Source organism: Paraburkholderia sp. BR10872 (genome assembly GCF_040965835.1).
Taxonomy (GTDB): domain Bacteria; phylum Pseudomonadota; class Gammaproteobacteria; order Burkholderiales; family Burkholderiaceae; genus Paraburkholderia; species Paraburkholderia nodosa_A.
In genome coordinates, this window is sequence record NZ_JBFRCN010000003.1 from 240013 (window position 1) to 260590 (window position 20578).

Consider the following 20578-nt stretch of genomic DNA (forward strand, 5'->3'; position numbering starts at 1 on the left):
CTTGTATTCTTCATCTTACCCAAAAAGAATACGGCAAGCCAAAGCCGCGAGCCGTATGGCGTCCCACGCAGCGGGCAACTGCGCTGCGCATGGCGCGCTGCAGCATGACGTGAAAACGCCCGCGCAGAGGGCAATCCGCGCGGGCGTCCGAAGATGATGAAAAGGCGTTCAGCGCGATGCGCCAGCGCGATTGGGCGCACCGAGCGCGCGCAACGTTTCCTTCACGGTCGCAACACGTACCGCGAGATCGGGGCTGCGCGTTTCGATGCGCAGCTTGTCCTGCCCCGCGAGCTTGATGTGCTTGTGCTTCTGCACCATCTCGATGATGCGCATGGCGTCCACGGGCGGATTCGGCACGAACTGCAGGCCGATGACCGCTTCGCCCGCATCGATCTTCGTGATGCCGAGGGGCTTGGCCGCCAGACGCAGACGGTGCGTTTCGATCAGCGCATGCGCTTGCGCGGGCATCTTGCCGAACCGGTCGATCAGCTCTTCCTGAATGCCGTCGATCGAATCGTCGTGCTCGCAGTTCGCGAGCCGCTTGTAGAGCGACAGGCGCTCCTGCACGTCGCCGCAATAGTCGGCGGGCAAGATGGCGGGCGCGTGCAGGTTGATCTCGGTGGTCGCCGCGAGCGGCGCGTTGAGATCGGGCTCGCGGCCGTCTTTCAGCGCCTTCACGGCGTCGTTGAGCATGTCCGTATACAGCTGGAAGCCGATCTCCTGGATCTCGCCCGACTGCTTGTCGCCGAGCACCTCGCCCGTGCCGCGAATCTCGAGGTCGTGCATCGCCAGATAGAAGCCCGAACCGAGTTCCTCCATCTGCTGAATGGCTTCGAGCCGGCGTTGCGCCTGCTTCGTGAGCCCTTGCGGATCGTGCACGAGCAAATACGCATACGCCTGGTGGTGCGAACGCCCGACACGGCCGCGCAGCTGGTGCAGCTGCGCGAGGCCGAACTTGTCGGAACGGTGGATGAGGATCGTGTTCGCCGTCGGCACGTCGATGCCGGTCTCGATGATCGTCGTGCAGAGCAGCACGTTCGCGCGTTGCGCCACGAAATCGCGCATCACGGCTTCGAGTTCGCGCTCGTGCATCTGGCCGTGCGCCACGGCGATGCGCGCTTCCGGCACGAGCGCTTCGAGCATCGCGCGGCGATTCTCGATGGTCTCGACCTCGTTGTGAAGGAAGTACACCTGACCGCCGCGCTTGAGTTCGCGCAGCATGGCCTCGCGAATCACGCTGTCTTCTTCGCGGCGCACGAACGTCTTGATGGCGAGGCGCTTTTGCGGCGCGGTCGCGATCACGGAGAAGTCGCGCAGGCCTTCGAGCGCCATGCCGAGCGTACGCGGAATCGGCGTGGCGGTGAGCGTGAGCACGTCGACTTCCGCGCGCAGGGCCTTGAGCGCCTCCTTCTGACGCACGCCGAAACGGTGTTCCTCGTCGATGATCACGAGCCCGAGGCGCTTGAACTGTACATCGGACGAAAGCAGCTTGTGCGTGCCGATCACGATATCGACGCTGCCGTCGTTGATCTGCTGGATCGAGCCGCTCACTTCCTTGGCGGACTTGAAGCGCGACAGCTCGGCGATGCGCACGGGCCAGTCGGCGAAGCGGTCCGTGAAGGTCTGCGTGTGCTGCTCGGCGAGCAGCGTGGTGGGCGAGAGAATTGCCACCTGCTTGCCGCCCATCACGGCGATGAACGCCGCGCGCAATGCCACTTCCGTCTTGCCGAAGCCCACGTCGCCGCAGACGAGGCGGTCCATCGGCTTGCCGCTCGTCATGTCGCCGATGACCGCGGCGATCGCGGCGGCCTGGTCCGGCGTTTCCTCGAAACCGAAACTCTCCGCGAACTTGACATAGTCTCGCGGCTCGAGCGCGAACGCGTGGCCCTCGCGCGCGGCGCGGCGTGCGTAGAGGTTCAGGAGTTCGGCGGCCGTGTCGCGGATCTGCTGCGCGGCCTTGCGGCGCGCCTTTTCCCACTGGCCCGAACCGAGCGCATGCAGCGGCGCGCTATCGGGATCGGCGCCGCTGTAGCGCGAAATCACATGCAGTTGCGATACCGGCACGTAGAGCTTGCTGCCGTTCGCGTATTCGAGGTGCAGGAACTCGGTGTCGCCTTCGCCGAGGTCCATCGTCACCAGACCGTGATAACGGCCGATGCCATGCTGCGCATGGACCACCGGATCGCCCACTTTCAGCTCGGAAAGGTCGCGCACCATCGAATCGACGTTGCTCGCCTGTTCCTGGCGACGGCGCCCGGCGCGGCGCGCGAGCGGGCCGTAAAGCTCGGTCTCGGTGATGACCGCGAGTTCCTCGCCCGGCAGCGAGAAGCCCGTGGAGAGGGGCGCGACGCCCATCGTGAAACGCTCGTCGCCGGTGAGCCAGTCCTCGAAGCTGTCCGCGCCCGCGGGGCGCAGATGGTTGTCGGCGAGCAGCTGCGCGATGGTTTCGCGCCGGCCCGCCGATTCCACCGCGAACAGCACGCGGTTCTTCGTCGTTTCGAGGTACGTGCGCAGCGACGCGAGCGGGTCGTCGGCGTGACGGTCGATCGCGAGGTTCGGCAGCGCCGTGGCCCAGCCGCCCGCGCTCGTGGCGGGCAGCACGAGACGTGCGAACGGCTTCGCGAACGTAAAGAAGTCCTCGTCGGTCAGGAAGAGTCGCTGCGGCTCCAGGATCGGCCGCTCGCGGTCATGCGAGAGGAAGTTGTGGCGCTGCTTCGTGTCGTTCGTGAAGCGGCGGATCGAGGCGTCGAGGTCGCCCGAGAACACCAGCTGCGCGTTTTCCGGCAGGTAGTGGAAGAGCGTGGCCGTTTCTTCGAAAAAGAGCGGCAGGTAGTATTCGATGCCCGCTGACGGCACGCCGTTGCCCATGTCCTTGTAGATCGTCGCGCGGCTCGGGTCGCCCTCGAACACCTCGCGCCAGCGGCTGCGAAACGCCGTGCGCGCGGCTTCGTCGAACGGGAACTCGCGACCCGGCAGCAGGCGCACGTCCTTGACGGGATAGAGGCTGCGCTGGCTGTCCGGATCGAACGCGCGGATCGAGTCGACCTGGTCGTCGAAGAGGTCGATGCGGTAGGGCAGCGGCGAGCCCATCGGAAAGAGGTCGATGAGCGAGCCGCGCACGCAATATTCGCCCGGGCGCACCACCTGGCTCACGTGCTCGTAGCCCGCGAGCGTGAGCTGCGACTTGAGCTTCGCTTCGTCGAGGCGTTCGCCCTGCGAGAACGAGAACGTATACGCCGCGAGGAACGAGGCGGGCGGCATGCGGTAGAGCGCCGTGGTGGCCGGCACGATGAGAATGTCGCAGCGGCCTTCGCCGAGATCGTGCAGCGTCGCAAGGCGCTCGGAAACGAGGTCCTGATGCGGCGAGAACGTGTCGTACGGCAGCGTTTCCCAGTCGGGCAACAGGCGCACGCGCGCCTCGGGCGCGAAGAACGGAATCTCCTGGGCGAGGCGCTGCGCGTCCACGGCGCTCGCGCAGATCACGGCCAGCAGCGGCGCACGGGCGGCGCTGGCGCGCGCGGCCTCGCGGTAGCGGGCGATCAGGAGCGCGTCGGACGAGCCGTGCGTGCCATCGAACGCGTAGCGCTGCCCCGGCTTGACGACGGCAACGGGGGACGGGGATTGCGAGGAAGCGGCGATATCGGACATGGGCAACAGGGTGGCCGACGTTTGTGTCGGCGCTTGTGTCGGGTATGGTGGCCAGTTCAGTTCGGGGCACGGTGCAACACCGGGATATGGGGGCCGGTTTGCGGTCTTCAAGTGAATTCGGCGCGCTTTTCCTTACGTTGCGCGGGCATTCCAGGGCCTTTTTGCGGGCGTCCGGCGTGCGGGCAAGGGACCTATTATAAAATCCGTCCTTTAATTTGACTCATGCGGCTCGCGACACCGTGACTTCACGCCTCTTTGCCCTGATTCCGTGCGCCGGTACCGGCAGCCGGTCGGGCTCGGCCATGCCGAAACAATATCGAATCGTTGCCGGACGCGACCTCCTGCACTATACGCTTGCCGCTTTTGACGCCTGCAACGAATTCTCGCAGACGCTCGTGGTGATTTCTCCCGACGATAACCACTTCGACGCCCGGCGCTTCGGCGGCCTGCGCTTTGCCGTGCGCCGCTGCGGCGGCGCCTCGCGCCAGGCTACGGTCTATAACGGCCTCGCCGCGCTCGCCGAATTCGGCGCAACCGACGACGACTGGGTGCTCGTGCACGACGCCGCGCGTCCCGGCATCACGCCGGCGCTGATCCGCGCGCTCGTCGAATCGCTCAAGGACGACCCCGTGGGCGGCATCATGGCGCTGCCGGTGGCCGACACGCTCAAGCGCGTCGCGCCGAAGGACCCCGCGGCGCCCGGCGCGCATATCGCGCGCACCGAATCGCGCGACGGCCTCTGGCAGGCCCAGACCCCGCAGATGTTCCGCATCGGCATGCTGCGCACGGCCATCGAGCGCGCGCAGCAGGACGGCCACGATCTCACTGACGAAGCGAGCGCGATCGAGTGGCTCGGCCACGCGCCGCGACTCGTGCAGGGCAGCCTGCGCAACTTCAAGGTGACGTACCCCGAAGATTTCGCGCTCGCCGAAGCGATCCTCAGCCGGCCCGCGGAGTAAGCGCGCCGCAATCCCTTTACCCGGAACCCCAAACATGGACATCAGAATCGGACAAGGCTACGACGTGCACGCGCTGGTGCCGGGCCGCCCGCTCGTGCTCGGCGGCGTGACGATCCCCTACGATCGCGGCCTGCTTGGCCACTCGGACGCCGACGTGCTGCTGCACGCCATCACCGACGCGCTGTTCGGCGCCGCCGCGCTCGGCGACATTGGCCGCCATTTCCCCGATACCGACAAGCAGTTCTACGGCGCGAACAGCCGCGTGCTGCTGCGCGAATGTCTGCGCCGCGTGCAGGAGGCGGGCTTCACCCTCATGAACGTCGATACCACGGTGATCGCACAGGCGCCCAAGCTCGCGCCGCACATCGAATCGATGCGCAAGACGATCGCCGAAGACCTGAACCTGCCGGTCGAGCGCGTCAACGTGAAAGCGAAGACGAATGAAAAGCTCGGCTATCTCGGCCGCAGCGAAGGGATCGAAGCGCAGGCGGCGGTACTGCTGCTGCGCGCATGAGCGGTTATTCAACCGTCGTTTTGAAGGGTTGAACGGCGCGAGCAGGACCCGTGCCTGCTCCGCACCTGACGGCGATGATTGCAGCTGCAATCATCGCCGTTGCTTTTCTTGCCGATTAATTTCCGTTTTTTTCGTCCCATACTGAACCGGTATCCGGAAGTGGGGAGGACGATGGCGGGAGTTGAAAGACGCGTGAAAGGCCTCGATGGCCTGCGGGCGCTGGCAGTGGTGCTCGTGTTCCTCTCGCACAAGGCCCACGTCGACGCGGTCGATGCGGGCAAGATCGGCGTCTGGCTGTTCTTTCTGATCAGCGGCTATCTGATCATCGGTGAGTTGCATCGCAATCGGGTCCGCATCGAGCAGCACGGCGCGCGCACGGCCGCGCTGCTGTACGTCTTTTTCATGAAGCGCACGCTGCGCATTTTTCCCGTGTATTACCTGCTGCTCGTGGCGCTCACCATCGCGCATGCGAGCTTCTATCAGCGCGATGTCGATCTCGGGCTAGCCTGGCATTTCGTATTCCTCTCCAATTACTGGATCGGCGTAGTGCACGACGGTTGGCCCGGCACCGTGTCGCATTTCTGGAGCCTCGCGGTCGAGCAGCAGTTCTATCTCGTCGCGCCGTTTGCGCTGCTGTTCGTGCGCGCGTCGCGCCATCTCGCGCTCTGCGCGGTGGTCATCGCGGCGGCGGCGTGCGCGCATCTCGCGCTCTACGAAGCAGGGGCGATCGCGCCGCTCATCTACGCATTCTCGCCGTGGAATTTCGCCATGCTTGCGCTCGGTGGCGCACTGGCGATCGGCGGCGCGCGCGTGCCTTTACGCCCGGGGGTGTTGAGCGCGTTGTGGTTCGTCGGGGCGTGTGCGGCGGTTGCCGGCTTCGCGCTGGCGCGCGCCGATTGTGCTGACTGCGCCGAAGGCGTGACGAGCGTGACGATGCTGCCGGGCTGCTTCGACATCGGGCTCGCGCTTTCGCTCGGCGCGCTGTTCCTGTGGCTCGTGCGCCGACAGGACAGCGTACTGGTCGCAGCGCTGGAACTGCGGCCGCTCGCATATCTCGGCACGATCAGCTACGGCTTCTATCTGTTTCACAACCTCGTGCCGGCGCGCCTTGGCATGGCGCCGGGGCTCTATGCGAGGCTCCATGTGCCCGATATTGCTCAGCCGGCCCTCGCGCTCGTGTTGCAGTTCGCGCTGGCCGTGTTGCTCGCCCATCTGTCGTGGCAGGTGCTGGAAAAGCGCGTGCTCGAGTGGAAGCGGCCGCTCGAAACGGCCATACGCAACCGCCTGCCCACCCGCACCGCCGCGAGCCAGACGTGATGCGCCACGGCGCGAGACCTAGAGCGTTCCGCCGCCGACTTCGCGCCCGTCCGGACACAGCTCGCCGGTCTGCAACCCATCGAGCACGCGCAGCACTTCTTCGGCGCTGCGCCCGACGTTCAGGTTGTTCACCGTGACATGCTGGATCGTGTTGTCGGGATCGACGATGAACGTCGCGCGCAGCGCCACGCCCGCTTCCTTGTCGCGTATGCCGAGCTGATCGATGAGTTCGCCCTTCACGTCGCCGAACGAATAGTGATTGAGGCGATCGAGCGTCTTGTCCTCGCGTCGCCAGGCGAGCTTCACATATTCGTTATCGCAGCTGCCGCCCATCACGACCGTTTCGCGGTCATCGAATTCCTTGATGAGCCGTGCGAACGCGACGATCTCGGTGGGGCAAACGAGCGTGAAATCCTTGGGGTAGAAGTAGATGACCTTCCACTTGTTGGCGAAGGTCTGCTCGGTGATCTCGGTGAACGCTGACTCTCCGTTTTCTTCGGGATGGTTGAAGCCGGGCTTCGCGGCCGTGACGGTAAAGGCTTCGAGTTTGTCGCCGACGGTTTTCATGGCGGAGGTCCTCAGACGAGAGACGGGCCGGGCGGCCCGCTTTGACGCCACGCGCTGCGTGGCGTGCCCAGGAAAACGATTGTCGCAGGTGCGGGCGGCGCGTGGTGCGACGGTGCGCCGCCGCCGGGCCTCGATCAGGAGGGGACGAGCCTCAGGCGCCCTTGGCGAGCGGGAACTCGATCGTCACTTCGAGGCCCGGGCCCGGCAGCCGGTTGCGCAGGCGCAGCGCGCCGCGATAGCGGCCCACGAGGCGCTGCACGATGGCCATGCCGAGTCCCGTGCCGTTGGCCTGCGTGCGGGCCGTATCGACGCGGTAAAACGGCCGCGTGACGAGCGGGAGTTGATCCTCGGGAATGCCCGGGCCTTCGTCGACCACCGAGAGCTCGACGCGCGAATGCGAGACGCGCGTTTCGAGCATGATGTGCGGAATGCCGTCGGTTTCGCTCGCGCCGTACTTGCGCGCGTTCTCGATCAGGTTGCCCACGACGCGGCGCATGTCGGTGTCGTCGGCTTCGATCATGGCCGAGGGCGCGAGTCGCGTGATGAGACGCACGCCGTCTTCGCTTGCCATGCGCGCGGCCATCTCGCCGGCAATGACCGAGAGGTCGACGCGCTCGGGCATGCGCTGGGTGGGCCGAGCGTAATCGAGGAAGCGGCCGATGATCATGTCCATCTGCTCGATGTCGTCGATCATCGCGTCCTTGGTGGCCTGGTCGGACGGACTCATCTCCGTCTCGAGGCGCAGGCGCGCGAGCGGCGTGCGCAAATCGTGCGAGATGCCCGCGAGCATCAGCGCGCGGTCGGCCTCCAGCTGCTCGAGGTCGCGCACCATCTGGTTGAACGAGCGATTGGTTTCGGCCGCGACACCCATGCCGCTCTCAGGCAAGGGCGCAGGCGGCTGCCCCGAGCCCAGCATGCGCGCCGACATGGCGAGCCGCGCGAATGGCCGGTTCACGAGACTCGTGATGAAGGCCGCCCCGAAAAGCGATAGCGCAAGCGCCGAGACGCCCCATCCGACCCACTGCAAACCGGTGACGTTGTCGAGCTGGTCGCGGTCGAGCGCGACCCAGTAGTCGTCTTCGTCGATCTTGAAGCTGATCCACACGCCCGGAATGTCGTTCACGGACTGCGCGATCACGGTGTCGTCGCCAAGACGGCCGCGGATGTCGTGCTCGATCAGGCGATTGAGCGACTCATCGGGCTGGAGCTTGTATTTGTCGGTGGTTTCGCGCGGGTACACGCGCACGCCCTCGTTACTCTCGAGATCCTGCAGCAGTGCGCGGCGCAGATCGGGATCGGAGTAGAGGAGTGCGGTGCGCGTGAGCTTCACGATCGCGACGAGCTGGAGCGCCACGCGCTGCGCGCGCGGCTCCCGTTCGATCACGCGAAAGCTCTGGAACCACGCGGCGAGACTGACCGCGATGAGAAGGGCGATCAGCAGGAAGGTGCGCCAGAACAGATCGCCGAACGCGAGCGTGAGCAAACGCCGGTCAATCCGCATGGGCCCTTCCCGTTTCAACAGAGGCAGTGCAGACAACGAGACACCATTCAGGATCACGCGGCGCCGTCGGGAATGAACACATACCCGAGGCCCCAGACCGTTTGAATGAAACGCGGGCTGCCCGGATCGGGTTCGATGAGCTTGCGCAGGCGCGAGATCTGCACGTCGAGGCTGCGGTCGAACACTTCGTATTCACGGCCGCGCGCCAGTTCCATGAGCTTTTCGCGCGAGAGCGGCTGGCGCGGATGACGCGCGAACACCTTGAGCACCGAGAATTCGCCCGTGGTGAGCGGAATTTCCTGGCCGGCCTTGGTGAGCGTGCGCGTGGCGAGGTTCAACGCGAATTCACCGAACTCGAACACTTCGGTGGTTTCCGAGGGCGCGCCCGGCAGTTCGGACGGCGCCTGACGGCGCAGCACCGCGTGAATGCGGGCGACGAGTTCGCGCGGGTTGAAAGGCTTGGGCAGATAGTCGTCGGCACCCATTTCGAGGCCGACGATGCGATCCACGTCCTCGCCCTTGGCGGTGAGCATGATGATGGGCGTGCGGTCGTTGCTACCGCGCAGGCGGCGGCAGATCGACAGGCCGTCTTCGCCTGGCAGCATGAGGTCGAGCACCAGCAGGTCGAAACGCTCGCGCACCCACAGCTTGTTCATGGCGGGGGCGTTTTCGGCCACATAGACGTTGAAGCCTTGCTCGCCGAGGTAGCGGCGCAGCAGGTCCCGCAGTCGGGGATCGTCATCGACAACGAGAATTTTGGACGGGTTTTTGGTTTCCATGCCTGGCATCTTAGCGCGATTGGATAGTGGTGCGAGTTTGCACCAATTATCAGGTTACAGTCAGTTACAAAATTTACCCGTGCTGTGCCACGACCGCAAGCACCGACAGATAGACTTCTTTACGGAAAGCGGCAGTTCGGTAGATACTTCATTCGACTTTAAAATTCATGCCCGCGCCGAGCCGGGTTCGCACATGTATTCGAGGTAGCCGTTTGCCGCGTCAAGAAGGGAACAAAACGATGGGAGGGGTCAGGCCGACAATGCGCCACACCATGCTTGCACTGGCGCTAGCCGGTGGCGTGGCGGCTGCACTGGAGTCGGTGCCGGCCCGGGCCCAGCCCTCCGCAGACCGCTACGAGAACTCGCAGTCTTCCGCTCGCTCGCCGTTCGGCAAATCGTCGATGCGGCGCGTACGCAGCGACACGATCCCGCGCCCCGCGTCGGACATCAACCAGCGTCCCGCGGTTCCCCCCGATCTCGATCAGCGTCGCCGCGACGGCCATATGACGCCTGATGAGCGGCGCCTCCTGCGCCAGCACATCGAAGACGCCGTGCGCGAACTGTACAAGCGCTAATACCGCTGAGGCGGTGTAAATGCCGCTCTGCTGCGAAAGTGCCGCAATAACGTTTACGCGATTTTCTTTTCGCACCTCATGCACGCCTTTCTCACGCCTTTCATGATTTTACCGCCTTCGAAGCGCGCATTCGCGCACTTGCACCGCCGAAACGCGCTGAAAAATACCGTAGCAATTGCACTGTCAACATCCGTTTCGTCGCAGCCGTTAAGCCGGTACCTTTAATGATTGCGCCGGCGGTTTCGTCGTGCGCCCATTCATCATGAGCGACTCCAGACGGTCGAAGGCAAGCGCGCAGTCCGCCGCCCGCGCAGCGGCGCCCGACGACGGCGCGGATGCACTGCTCGATGCCGACGACGCCCGCCATCTTCTCGTGCGCACGGGCTTCGCGCCGCGCGAGAGCGAAGTCGAGCCTTACGTGGGGCTCTCGCGAGAGCAGGCTGTCGCGCGGCTCGTCGGCAACGCGCGCCGCGAGGCGCTCACGCCGCTGCCCGCGTGGACCGCCGAAGTCCCGCCGAGTCGGGCACAGCGCAACGCGTGGACCCCTGAAGAGCGCCAGCAAGCGCAGCGCCAGCGCGGTGCGCGCTATGACGAATTGCGCGCATGGTGGCTGCGCGAAATGCTCGTCACGCCTTCGCCGCTGACCGAGCGCATGACGCTCTTCTGGCACAACCACTTCACCTCGGGTCAGGACAAAGTCGGCGAGCCGCAGTTGATGGCCGCGCAAAACGCGCTGTTGCGGCGCGATGCGCTGGGCAGTTTCGCGAGCATGCTGCATGCGGTCGCGAAGGACCCCGCGATGCTGCTTTACCTCGACGGCGCGAGCAATCGCAAGGGCCGGCCCAACGAGAATTTCGCGCGTGAAGTGATGGAGCTGTTCACGCTGGGCGAAGGACAGTACGCGCAGCGCGACGTTGCCGAAGCGGCGCGCGCCTACACGGGTTGGAGTCTCGATCCCGACACTCAGGCGTTCGTCTGGCGCGCCGATTTGCACGACGACGGCGAGAAGACCGTGCTGGGACGCAGCGGTCCGTTCGACGGCGACCAGGTGCTCGACATCCTGCTCATGCAGCCGCAAACTGCCAGGTATGTGTCGGCGAGGCTTTGGCGCGAGTTCATCTCCGCGACGCCCGACGATGCGCAGGTTGCAAGCGTCGCCGATCGTTTTCGCGCAAGTGGCTATGAAGTCGGCGCTGCGCTTCGCGCGCTTCTCGTCACTCCCGCGTTCTGGGATGAACGCAATCGGGGCGTGCTCGTGAGTTCGCCGGTGGAGTTCATCGTCGGCACGCTGCGGCGCTTCGATGTGGCCTATGGCGATACGCTGCCGTTCGCGCGCCGCTCGGCCGCGTTGGGCGAGAACCTGTTCTATCCGCCGAACGTGAAGGGGTGGCCCGGCGGGGCATCGTGGATCAATAGCTCGACGCTGCTCGCGCGCAAGCAGTTCGTCGAGCAGCTGTTTCGTGCGACGGAAGCAGGGCGGCCGCATGCTTCGGCCGCAGCGGCCAGGATCGCCGCAAGCATGCCGCAAAACATGCAGAACGCGCCGAACGCGATGCGGCGTGACGCGTTGCAAGGCGGCATGCGCTTCGATCTGGATGGCTGGCTCTCGCGCTACGGTCTCACCGCCGATGCCACGCCAGGCTTGTCCGCGCAGTTGCAAATGCAGCATGCAGTCCTGCCGCTGGCGCCCGTCGATGCGATTGCAGTTGGCAGCCGTGCGGGTTCGTATCTCCAGGCACTGCTGATGGATCCGGTGTATCAGTTGAAGTGAAGCAATGAATACGAATAGCCGAATCCCTGGCGGCAATGTGCGCCGCCGCACTGACGAGCGAGGCAAGCCATGAAGCGACGCGACTTTCTTGCAGCCGGTGCGACGGCCGCCGCGGTGGCGGGTACTACGCTATGGCTGCCTCGCGCTGCGCGCGCGCAAGGCACGGTGTCCATGCATGCGGGCACGGCGAGCGGCTACGAGAACCTGCTGATTCTCGTCGAGCTCAAGGGCGGCAACGACGGCCTCAACACCGTCGTGCCGTTTGCCGATCCGCTCTACTACAGCTACCGGCAAACGATCGGCGTGCCGCGCGCACAGGCGATTCAACTGGACGAGCGCACGGCGCTGCATCCGGCGCTCGCGCCGCTCATGCCGATGTGGCGCGCGCACGAGCTCGCGATCGTGCAGGGCGTGAGCTACCCGCAGCCCAATCTTTCGCATTTTCGATCGATCGAGATCTGGGACACGGCTTCGCGCTCCAACGAATATCTGCGCGAGGGCTGGCTCACGCGCGCGTTTGCACGCGAGCCGGTGCCGTCCGGATTCGCCGCCGATGCGCTCGTGCTCGGCAGCGCCGAGATGGGGCCGCTCTCGAACGGCGCGCGCGCCATCGCGCTCGTCAATCCGGCACAGTTCGCACGCGCTTCGCGCCTCGTGACACCGGTCTCGCTCAAGGAACGCAATCCCGCGCTCGCGCATATCCTCGATGTCGAGAACGACATCGTGCATGCCGCCGATGCGCTGCGGCCCCGCCCGGGCAATTACGCGCTGAAGACTGCGTTTCCGCCAGGCGCGTTCGGCACCTCGATCAAAACGGCCATGCAGGCGCTCGCCTCGAGCGACACCCCGCAAGGTACGCCGATGGCGGGGCGCGGTGTCGCGGTGATTCGTCTGACGCTGAACGGCTTCGACACGCATCAGAACCAGCCGCAGCGTCACGCCGACTTGCTGCGCCAGTTCGCGACGGGCATGGCGGCGATGCGCTCGGCGCTCGCAGAACTCGGGCGTTGGGACCGCACGCTCATCGTGACGTATGCGGAATTCGGGCGGCGGGTGCGCGAGAATCAAAGCCGCGGCACCGATCACGGTACGGCTTCGGCGCACTTCGTCGCGGGCGGGCGGGTGGCGGGCGGGCTCTATGGCCAGGCGCCGCAACTCACGCGGCTCGACGGCAACGGCAATCTGCCGGTGGGCGTCGATTTCAGGCAGATCTATGCGACCGTGCTAGGCCCGTGGTGGGGCCTCGACGCACAGACCGTGCTGCAGCAGCGCTTCGAGCCGCTGCCCTTGCTGCGCGCGTAGCGCGGGCGTCAACCGCGCCGCGCGGCGCGCCAGGCGATCCAGAGCTTGCGCACTGGCGTGAGCACGATCTGCTGATGCAGCACCTGGTAGCCTTCGCGCTCGACTTCGTCGAGCAACGCGAGTTCGAGCGCAGCGAGCGCACGCAAGGTGCGCTGGTCGCGCCGTGCCGAAGCGGGAATCGCGTCGAGCGCTGCCTGAACCGATTCGCGCGCACGCGAGGTCTCGAACTGCATCAGCTCGGTGAACTCCGCGCTATAGCGCCGGTTGATGAGATCGGCGGCGGTGACGTTGTAGCGCTGCAGTTCGTCGATGGGCACGTAGATGCGGCCATGGCGCGCGTCGTTGCCGATTTCCGGCACGAACTGCGCGAGCATCAGCGCGTTGCCGAGCGGCGCGGCCCAGCGTGCAGCGTTCTCGCGGTCCTCGTCGGTGCGCGCGCTCAGTTGCGCGACGAGGGAGGCGAACGTGCCACCCACGCCCTGCATATAGCGGCGCAGGTTCGGCAGATCGAGATAACGCGCCTGCTCGAAGTCCATCTCGAAGCCGGCGAGCAGCGCCTGCAGATCGGGATAGACGGCGCTCGCATTGCCGAGATGCGCGGCGAGCGCCTGGGTGACCGGATGCGCGGGTTTGCCCGCGGCGAGCGCGGCCAGTTCCTTTTGCCACCAGGCGAGCTTCGTGCGGCCGACGGTGGGATCGCTCGTCTCTTTCGCGGTTTCCTCGAGTTCGCGGCGCAGTGCGAAGAGGGCGGTCAGGAGCGGCTGGCGCGCAGCGCGGGCCTGACGCAGCGCATAGTAAGTGCTCGAACCAGGGGGAGCCGCCTTTTGCAGGCAGTAGTCGTCGAAGTTCACGGCGTTCGGAGATGTGGGGCGAAGCGGCTTGCGCGGCGGCCAGCGCGCGCCGCGACGGTAGAGCCGCGATTCTAGCATCGGCGCGGCTTTCGGCCGGCCCTGGAGGGCGCCCCGGCGCGTGGGTCGATGCGCTGTCGTGCCCCGTCGTGCACTGTTTTCGGGATGCAGACAAGCGCCAGTCAATCGGTTAGAATCTCGCGCTTGCGCTTTCTGACGCTTAGCTGGAATCGCGCAGCCGGCCCATAATGAAGCATCGCTGCCGGCGGGCGCAGTCAGAAAGCAGGCTGTATTGCGGGCGAGGTGGACAACACCGCGCCCGGCGTCTCACGAGGACTCGATCAGTCGGCATGTCGCACAGGGTTGTATCGCACGCGTTGTTGGCAGCGGTCCTGCCGGGCGCAAGAAGACAAGCGCAAAGAATTCGCGTGAGTGGCGAAATTGGTAGACGCACCAGGTTTAGGTCCTGACGCCCGCAAGGGTGTGCCGGTTCGAGTCCGGCCTCACGCACCAAAGTAAAAAGGCCATGTACCTTCCGGTACATGGCCTTTTTGTTTGTGCGCGGCATGGGCGCGTTCTACGCGAAGCACTCGCGATGGCGGCTTGACTCTGGCCGCCATCTGTTTGACTTATTGCCTCTGCTTGTTCGGACTGCCTTACGGTTCGGTCTGCATGGCTTCGATCACCTTGTCGAGCGCACGTGCGAGTGCGTCGCGTTCCTTGTCGTCGAGGCTCGCGAAGAGGTCGACATTCCACTTGCGCGCGATGGGCATGACCTTGCGATACAGCGCGCGTCCGTCGGTTGTGAGCGAAACGAGCACGAGGCGTCCATCCTCCTCGCTCGTGTCGCGCTGCATGAGGCCGCGGCGCATCAGCGCCTCGGCTGCACGGCTTGCCTGGCTCTTGTCGAGATTTGCGTGACGCGCAAGCTCCATCACGGAAAACGGGCCGAACGCCCCCACAGCTGCAATGAGCCGAGCCTCCGGAAGTGTGATGCCGAGCTTCGCCTGGTAGCGTTCGCTCGCGCCACGTTCGGAGAGTTTGTTCAGGACATGCAGCCGATAGGTGAGGAATTGTTCGAGTCCGGCTTTGCTTGCCTTCATGGGAGTCCTGGTCTGGTCGCTTGGGAAGGGCGCGACACGTGTCGCGATTCCATGATTGTTGCCCCATCTTGCGCGCCGGTCAACGCATCCTAACCCTTGTCCAGCGCATCCGGTGCGGTGCACGAATCTATTAATCGCTTACTGTGGAATGCGTGTCGCGCCGAGGGTCAAGAATCTGGCCGCGACCTGGCCACGCGGATGCGGGCGACGAAGCCGGGGCGGCGGGCCCCGGCCGGTCTGCCCGGATCTTAGTTGGATGTACGCGCAGCGTATTTGAGGCGGGCGAGCTGCTCGGCTTCGTTGGCGAGCAGGCGCGCGGCGTCGCGAATCGCGGTTTCGAGCGTGATGGGGCCCGGCGCGGGCGAGAAGCAGCCGCCGCTGAAATGTTCCGCGAGCCGCGGCAGGGCGGCTGCATCCACGGCGCCCGAGAGCAGCGTGGCCGGCACGCCCACGGCCGCGGCGCGGCGGCAGGCGATGAACGGCGCCTTGCCGTGCAGCGTTTGCACGTCGGAGCGGCCTTCGCCGGTGATGAGCCAGTCCGCGCGATCGAGCGCTTCGTCCAGACCGATGGTGCGCGCAACGACCTCGGCGCCGGGCTCGAAGCTCGCGCCGAGCATGCGCAGCGCGAAACCCAGGCCGCCGGCCGCGCCGGAACCGGCTTCGTCGCGCACGCGACGGCCCAACGCCGCTTCGAGCAGATCGGCGAAACGGCCGAGCGCCGCGTCGATCGGTGCGACCTGCTCGGGCGTCACGCCTTTTTGCGGGCCGAACACGGCGGTTGCGCCATGCTCGCCCGTAAGGGGATTGTCCACGTCCGACATACCGACGAACGATGCCTCGCGAAGCCGCGCGTCGAGCCCGGAAACGTCCACGCGCACTACGTGCACAAGCGCTTGCGGCGTGGGTTCGAGGGGCTTGCCGACGGCATCGAAGAGTTGCAGGCCGAGGCCCGCGAGCAGGCCCGCGCCGGCGTCGTTGGTGCTGCTGCCGCCGAGCGCCACGTAAAAGCGCCGCACGCCTTCGTCGAGCAGTGCGCGGATCGCCTCGCCCATGCCGCGCGTGCTGCGCGCGTCGACCGGCACGCCCATGCCCACGGGGTCCGTGATGCCGACGATCTCGGCCGTTTCGACGATCGCGCTGCCGTCGTGCAGCAGGCCCACCGCGGCGTCGCGCTTCGGCCCCGCGGCGCCTTCCACGGTGAGCACGCGGCGCTCGCCGCCCATCGACAGCATCGCGTCGAGCGTGCCTTCGCCGCCGTCGGCCATCGGGCGGATGCGGATGTCGGCGTCGGCGCGCACGCGGCGGATGCCCTCGGCGATCGCGGCGGCGACCCCGTCCGCGCTGAGCGAGCCTTTGAAAGAATCAGGAGCAATGACGATAACGGGAGCGTCAGGCGACGAATTCGGCATGGTGTCTCTGCTGGAAGAATTGTGTTGGGAGCGGCTGCGGCCGGTGGGGCGTCCGGCGCGAGCGTAAGCTTAACAGCCTCGCCGGGTGGGCTGGATAGCGGCGTTGCGATAGCGCGCATCGGAGTGCATTTGAGGCTCGCAGCGGCTCAAAAGCAGGTCGAAACCGGGTCAAAAACAGCCACATAGCACACTCAAACGGCAATTCCAGTGGGACCGGGAAATAGTTTGCTAAAATACTTGGCTCTTTTGACGCAACCGCACCGCAAGCCGCCCGTTTCGGCGCTGTTGAGCGGCGCACGAGGCGCCTGCGTTCAGCTCCAAAGCGGGTTGCTGGACCACATCGGATCCAGGCGGACCGCGGCTCGCAAAGACCACAGATTACTGATTCGCTCGAACAATTTTAGGACGATTGAAGCCATGGCTAACGTTGTTGAAAACCTCGGCAAGCTGGAACGCCGCGTGACGATTTCCCTGCCGAAGGACGCCGTGCAGAAAGAAATCGATTCGCGCATCCGTAAACTCGCGAAAAACGTGCGCATGCCGGGTTTCCGCCCGGGCAAGGTGCCGCTCAAGATGGTCACGCAGCAGTATTCGGGCCAGGTCGAAGCCGAAGTCCTGAGCGACAAGGTCGGCAAGGAATTCTTCGACATCAGCCGCGCCGAGAACCTGCGCGTCGCCGGCCAGCCGAGCTTCGCACCGAAGTCGGAAGCCGCTGAAGGCGACTACGCGTTCGACGCGACCTTCGAGGTCTACCCGGAAGTGAAGCTCGGCGACGTCGCGACGGCCGAAATCGAGCGCACGACCACGACCATCACCGAAGCGGAAATCGACCGCACGCTCGACATCCTGCGCAAGCAGCGCGTGCACTTCCACGCTCGCGGCGAAGCTGGCGAGCACGGTGACGGCGGCGCCGACACCGCAGCGAAGGAAGGCGACCGCGTGACGGTCGACTTCGTCGGCAAGATCGACGACGTCGCGTTCCAGGGCGGTACCGCGGAAGGCTTCGCGTTCGTGCTGGGCGAAGGCCGCATGCTGCCGGAATTCGAAAAGGCGGCAATCGGCCTGAAGAAGGGCGAGTCGCGCGAATTCGACCTCGCGTTCCCCGAGGACTATCACGGTAAGGACGTCGCCGGCAAGACGGCGAAGTTCACGATCACGATGCAGCAGATCGAGTGGCCGCACCTGCCGGAAATCGACGCTGAATTCGCCAGGTCGCTCGGCATCGCCGACGGCGACCTCGTGAAGATGCGCGCCGAAATCAAGGACAACCTCGAACGCGAAGCGAAGCGCCGCACCCAGTCGATCGTCAAGAACCAGGTGATGGACGCGCTCCTGAAGATCGCCGAACTCGACGTGCCGAACGCACTCGTCGAGCAGGATCAGGAACGCCTCGTCGAAATGGCGCGCGCCGACCTCGCGCAGCGTGGCGTGCCCAACGCCAAGGACGCACCGATCCCGGCCGAAATGTTCAAGGAACAAGCCGAGCGCCGCGTGAAGCTCGGCCTCGTGCTCGCCGAACTCGTGAAGGCCAACGGCCTCGAGGCGAAGCCGGAGCAGATCCGTGCTGAAGTCGACGAATTCGCGAAAAGCTATGAGGACCCGAAGGAGGTCGTGCGCTGGTATTATTCCAACCAGCAGCGTCTGGCCGAAATGGAAGCCTATGTCGTCGAATCGAACGTCGTCGACTTCGTGCTCGGCAAGGCCAAGGTGACGGACAAGCAAGTTAGCTTCGAAGAACTGGCAAGCGCGACGGCGCAGGCTTAAATCTGCCCGCTACGGCGTGCCGGCTGTCGGAGCGACCGACGGCCAGCACGCCGTTTTTGCATCCGCAGGTTTTAGCCATGCTGTCCGTGTGGTTGATTTAGCCGGGGTCCGTCGCCATACGGGTATATAGAAGAACTTTTCCAGACAAGGATGCATCGCATGACCATTCGCGCTCAATCGCTGGATACGTTGACCTCCCACTCGTCGCGGGACTTCGACCCGCAGGCGCTCGGCCTCGTGCCGATCGTCGTCGAAACGAGCGGCCGCGGCGAACGTTCCTACGACATCTACTCGCGCCTGCTCAAGGAGCGCGTGGTGTTCATGGTCGGCGAAGTGAACGACCAGACGGCCAACCTCGTGGTCGCCCAGCTGCTGTTCCTGGAAAGCGAAAATCCGGACAAGGACATCAGCCTGTACATCAACAGCCCGGGCGGCTCGGTGTCGGCCGGCATGGCGATCTACGACACGATGCAGTTCGTCAAGCCGGACGTTTCGACCCTTTGCATGGGCCTCGCGGCCAGCATGGGCGCGTTCCTGCTGGCGTCGGGCGCCAAGGGCAAGCGTTTCGCGCTGCCGAACTCGCGCGTGATGATTCACCAGCCGCTCGGCGGCGCGCGCGGCCAGGCTTCGGACATCGAAATCCAGGCTCGCGAAATCCTGTACCTGAAGGAGCGCCTGAACCAGTTGCTCGCGCACCATACCGGTCAGCCGGTCGAGCGCATTGCGCGCGACACGGATCGCGACAACTTCATGTCGGGTGACGACGCCCAGGCCTACGGTCTCGTCGATCAGGTCCTGCACAAGCGTCCTTGATCTGCGAGCGGTTTTGCGCGTCCGACCCTGCGAAGGGCGCGCAAGCCGTGACAACGGCACGTAAAGGAACAGCTCGGCCCCCGTACAAAAGGGGATAGCCGACGCCGCGCAGACCTTGTGAAATAATCGGCAAACGCGCTTCGCGGCCTGCGGCCCCCAACGCCGTCACAGCAAGCGGTTCACGCACCCTCCGGCCTCGCCGGGGGAAACGGCGTATCATGTAACAGAGTGTCCGGAGGCTCATTTATCCATGGCGGACAAGAAAGGTTCTAACAGCGAGAAGCTGTTGTATTGCTCGTTCTGCGGCAAGAGCCAGCATGAGGTGAAAAAGCTCATCGCTGGTCCGTCGGTATTCATCTGCGATGAATGCATCGACTTGTGCAACGAGATCATTCGCGACGAAGCCGCCGGTGCCGGCGTCGACGCGGCGCTGTCGCGCTCGGACCTGCCGAGCCCGCAGGAGATCCGCGACATCCTCGACCAGTACGTGATCGGGCAGGAGCGCGCGAAGAAGATTCTCGCAGTGGCGGTGTACAACCACTACAAGCGTCTGAAGCATCTCGACAAGAAGGACGACGTCGAACTCTCCAAGAGCAACATCCTGCTGATCGGGCCCACGGGTTCGGGCAAGACGCTGCTCGCGCAGACGCTCGCGCGCCTTCTGAACGTCCCGTTCGTGATCGCCGACGCCACCACGCTGACCGAAGCCGGTTACGTGGGCGAAGACGTCGAGAACATCATTCAGAAGCTGCTGCAGAACTGCAATTACGAGGTCGACAAGGCCCAGCGCGGCATCGTCTATATCGACGAAATCGACAAGATCAGCCGCAAGTCGGACAACCCGTCGATCACGCGCGACGTGTCCGGCGAGGGCGTGCAGCAGGCGCTGCTCAAACTCGTCGAGGGCACGATGGCTTCGGTGCCGCCGCAGGGCGGCCGCAAGCATCCGAACCAGGATTTCATCCAGGTCGACACGACCAATATCCTGTTCATTTGCGGCGGCGCGTTCGACGGTCTGGAAAAGGTCATCACCGACCGTACGGAAAAGACCGGCATTGGCTTCGGCGCGAGCGTGAAGAGCAAGCAGGAGCGCGACACAGGCGAAGTGCTGCGCGAAACGGAACCGGAAGACCTGATCAAGTTCGGCCTGATTCCCGAACTGATCGGCCGTCTGCCCGTGGTCGCCACGCTCGGCAAGCTCGACGAGGCCGCGCTCATGAAGATTCTGGTCGAGCCGAAGAACGCGCTCGTCAAGCAGTATCACAAGCTCTTCAACATGGAGCGCGTGGAGCTGGAAATTCGCCCGGCTGCGCTGCAGGCCGTCGCCCGCAAGGCGATCCGACGCAAGACGGGGGCTCGTGGCCTGCGCTCGATCCTGGAACAGGCATTGCTCGACGTGATGTACGAGCTGCCGGCCATGAAGGGCGTGAGCAAGGTCATCATCGACGACAACGTGATCGACGGCGACGGCAAACCGCTGCTGATCTACGAAGACGCTCCGAAGGTTGCAGGGTCGAACTGATGGTGGTGATCGGCTAAAGAGTTCCGGAAAAGGGCCGTTCATACAATGGGATGAACGGCTTTTTCGTTTAATCTTGTGGTCGATGGCGCACTATTTTGGAGTCACTGAACTTTTCCCACACGCGCGAGGCTTGCAATCGGTATCTCAGGCCTCAATTACCGAACAATTGATTCCACTCATGGGGAA

At 65.0% G+C, this 20578-nt stretch carries 16 protein-coding genes and 1 tRNA gene; 10 read left to right on the forward strand and 7 right to left on the reverse strand.

The features are described 5' to 3' along the window. Positions 1 to 168 precede the first annotated feature (168 nt). The gene (gene mfd / locus AB4Y43_RS04560) at positions 169 to 3648 is read right to left on the reverse strand and encodes a transcription-repair coupling factor (protein ID WP_342945713.1); all 3480 of its coding nucleotides are present in this window, start codon (positions 3646 to 3648) and stop codon (positions 169 to 171) included. 239 nt (positions 3649 to 3887) lie between these two features. Between mfd and ispD the strand changes: the two genes are divergently transcribed. The 3 genes from ispD to AB4Y43_RS04575 all read left to right on the forward strand — a co-directional run bounded on the left by ispD (position 3888) and on the right by AB4Y43_RS04575 (position 6438). Continuing rightward, positions 3888 to 4607, forward strand: coding sequence for a 2-C-methyl-D-erythritol 4-phosphate cytidylyltransferase (gene ispD / locus AB4Y43_RS04565; RefSeq protein ID WP_069268106.1), 720 nt, complete (start codon positions 3888 to 3890; stop codon positions 4605 to 4607). Positions 4608 to 4641: 34 nt separating this feature from the next. Next, on the forward strand, positions 4642 to 5121 hold the full coding sequence (gene ispF, locus AB4Y43_RS04570; RefSeq protein WP_069268105.1) for a 2-C-methyl-D-erythritol 2,4-cyclodiphosphate synthase: 480 nt from the start codon (positions 4642 to 4644) through the stop codon (positions 5119 to 5121). A gap of 192 nt (positions 5122 to 5313) precedes the next feature. After that, positions 5314 to 6438 carry an acyltransferase family protein gene (locus AB4Y43_RS04575; RefSeq protein WP_368727121.1) on the forward strand — a complete coding sequence of 375 codons (1125 nt, stop codon included), beginning with the start codon at positions 5314 to 5316 and terminating at the stop codon, positions 6436 to 6438. 18 nt (positions 6439 to 6456) lie between these two features. Here the strand turns inward: AB4Y43_RS04575 and AB4Y43_RS04580 are convergent, their stop codons facing one another. From AB4Y43_RS04580 to ompR, 3 genes are all read right to left on the reverse strand, one after another. Beyond that, positions 6457 to 7005, reverse strand: coding sequence for a peroxiredoxin (locus tag AB4Y43_RS04580; protein WP_069268103.1), 549 nt, complete (start codon positions 7003 to 7005; stop codon positions 6457 to 6459). A gap of 151 nt (positions 7006 to 7156) precedes the next feature. Further along, on the reverse strand, positions 7157 to 8506 hold the full coding sequence (locus AB4Y43_RS04585; protein ID WP_069268102.1) for an ATP-binding protein: 1350 nt from the start codon (positions 8504 to 8506) through the stop codon (positions 7157 to 7159). 53 nt (positions 8507 to 8559) lie between these two features. Further along, positions 8560 to 9285, reverse strand: coding sequence for a two-component system response regulator OmpR (gene ompR, locus AB4Y43_RS04590; protein WP_035514479.1), 726 nt, complete (start codon positions 9283 to 9285; stop codon positions 8560 to 8562). A 260-nt stretch (positions 9286 to 9545) separates the two neighbouring features. Here ompR and AB4Y43_RS04595 point away from each other — a divergent pair, with 260 nt between their 5' ends. The 3 genes from AB4Y43_RS04595 to AB4Y43_RS04605 all read left to right on the forward strand — a co-directional run bounded on the left by AB4Y43_RS04595 (position 9546) and on the right by AB4Y43_RS04605 (position 12933). Beyond that, the gene (locus AB4Y43_RS04595; RefSeq protein ID WP_069268101.1) at positions 9546 to 9860 is read left to right on the forward strand and encodes a hypothetical protein; all 315 of its coding nucleotides are present in this window, start codon (positions 9546 to 9548) and stop codon (positions 9858 to 9860) included. Positions 9861 to 10122: 262 nt separating this feature from the next. Further along, positions 10123 to 11631: a DUF1800 family protein gene (locus tag AB4Y43_RS04600; RefSeq protein WP_368727122.1), complete on the forward strand. Its 1509-nt coding sequence runs from the start codon at positions 10123 to 10125 to the stop codon at positions 11629 to 11631. A 69-nt stretch (positions 11632 to 11700) separates the two neighbouring features. Then, positions 11701 to 12933, forward strand: a complete 1233-nt coding sequence (locus tag AB4Y43_RS04605; RefSeq protein WP_368727123.1) for a DUF1501 domain-containing protein — start codon at positions 11701 to 11703, stop codon at positions 12931 to 12933. Between the two features lie 8 nt (positions 12934 to 12941). On the opposite strand, the gene AB4Y43_RS04610 is transcribed toward AB4Y43_RS04605, so the two are convergent. After that, entirely contained in the window at positions 12942 to 13784 is an 843-nt protein-coding gene (locus AB4Y43_RS04610; protein WP_368727132.1) for a squalene/phytoene synthase family protein, read from the reverse strand. A gap of 423 nt (positions 13785 to 14207) precedes the next feature. On the opposite strand from AB4Y43_RS04610, the gene AB4Y43_RS04615 reads away from it, so the two are divergent. Beyond that, positions 14208 to 14294 (forward strand) — tRNA-Leu (locus AB4Y43_RS04615). 143 nt (positions 14295 to 14437) lie between these two features. On the opposite strand, the gene AB4Y43_RS04620 is transcribed toward AB4Y43_RS04615, so the two are convergent. Both AB4Y43_RS04620 and AB4Y43_RS04625 read right to left on the reverse strand, forming a co-directional pair. Continuing rightward, on the reverse strand, positions 14438 to 14884 hold the full coding sequence (locus tag AB4Y43_RS04620) for a MarR family winged helix-turn-helix transcriptional regulator (protein ID WP_069268099.1): 447 nt from the start codon (positions 14882 to 14884) through the stop codon (positions 14438 to 14440). 248 nt (positions 14885 to 15132) lie between these two features. Next, a complete protein-coding gene (locus AB4Y43_RS04625; protein WP_368727124.1) occupies positions 15133 to 16293 on the reverse strand; it encodes a glycerate kinase in 1161 nt (386 codons plus the stop codon). 417 nt (positions 16294 to 16710) lie between these two features. Between AB4Y43_RS04625 and tig the strand changes: the two genes are divergently transcribed. The 3 genes from tig to clpX all read left to right on the forward strand — a co-directional run bounded on the left by tig (position 16711) and on the right by clpX (position 20392). Next, positions 16711 to 18057 (forward strand): trigger factor, encoded by a 1347-nt coding sequence (tig, locus tag AB4Y43_RS04630; RefSeq protein WP_069268097.1) that lies wholly within the window; start codon positions 16711 to 16713, stop codon positions 18055 to 18057. A gap of 159 nt (positions 18058 to 18216) precedes the next feature. Continuing rightward, entirely contained in the window at positions 18217 to 18870 is a 654-nt protein-coding gene (gene clpP, locus AB4Y43_RS04635) for an ATP-dependent Clp endopeptidase proteolytic subunit ClpP (RefSeq protein WP_069268096.1), read from the forward strand. A gap of 250 nt (positions 18871 to 19120) precedes the next feature. Then, positions 19121 to 20392 carry an ATP-dependent Clp protease ATP-binding subunit ClpX gene (clpX, locus tag AB4Y43_RS04640; RefSeq protein ID WP_028216418.1) on the forward strand — a complete coding sequence of 424 codons (1272 nt, stop codon included), beginning with the start codon at positions 19121 to 19123 and terminating at the stop codon, positions 20390 to 20392. Positions 20393 to 20578: the final 186 nt, after the last annotated feature.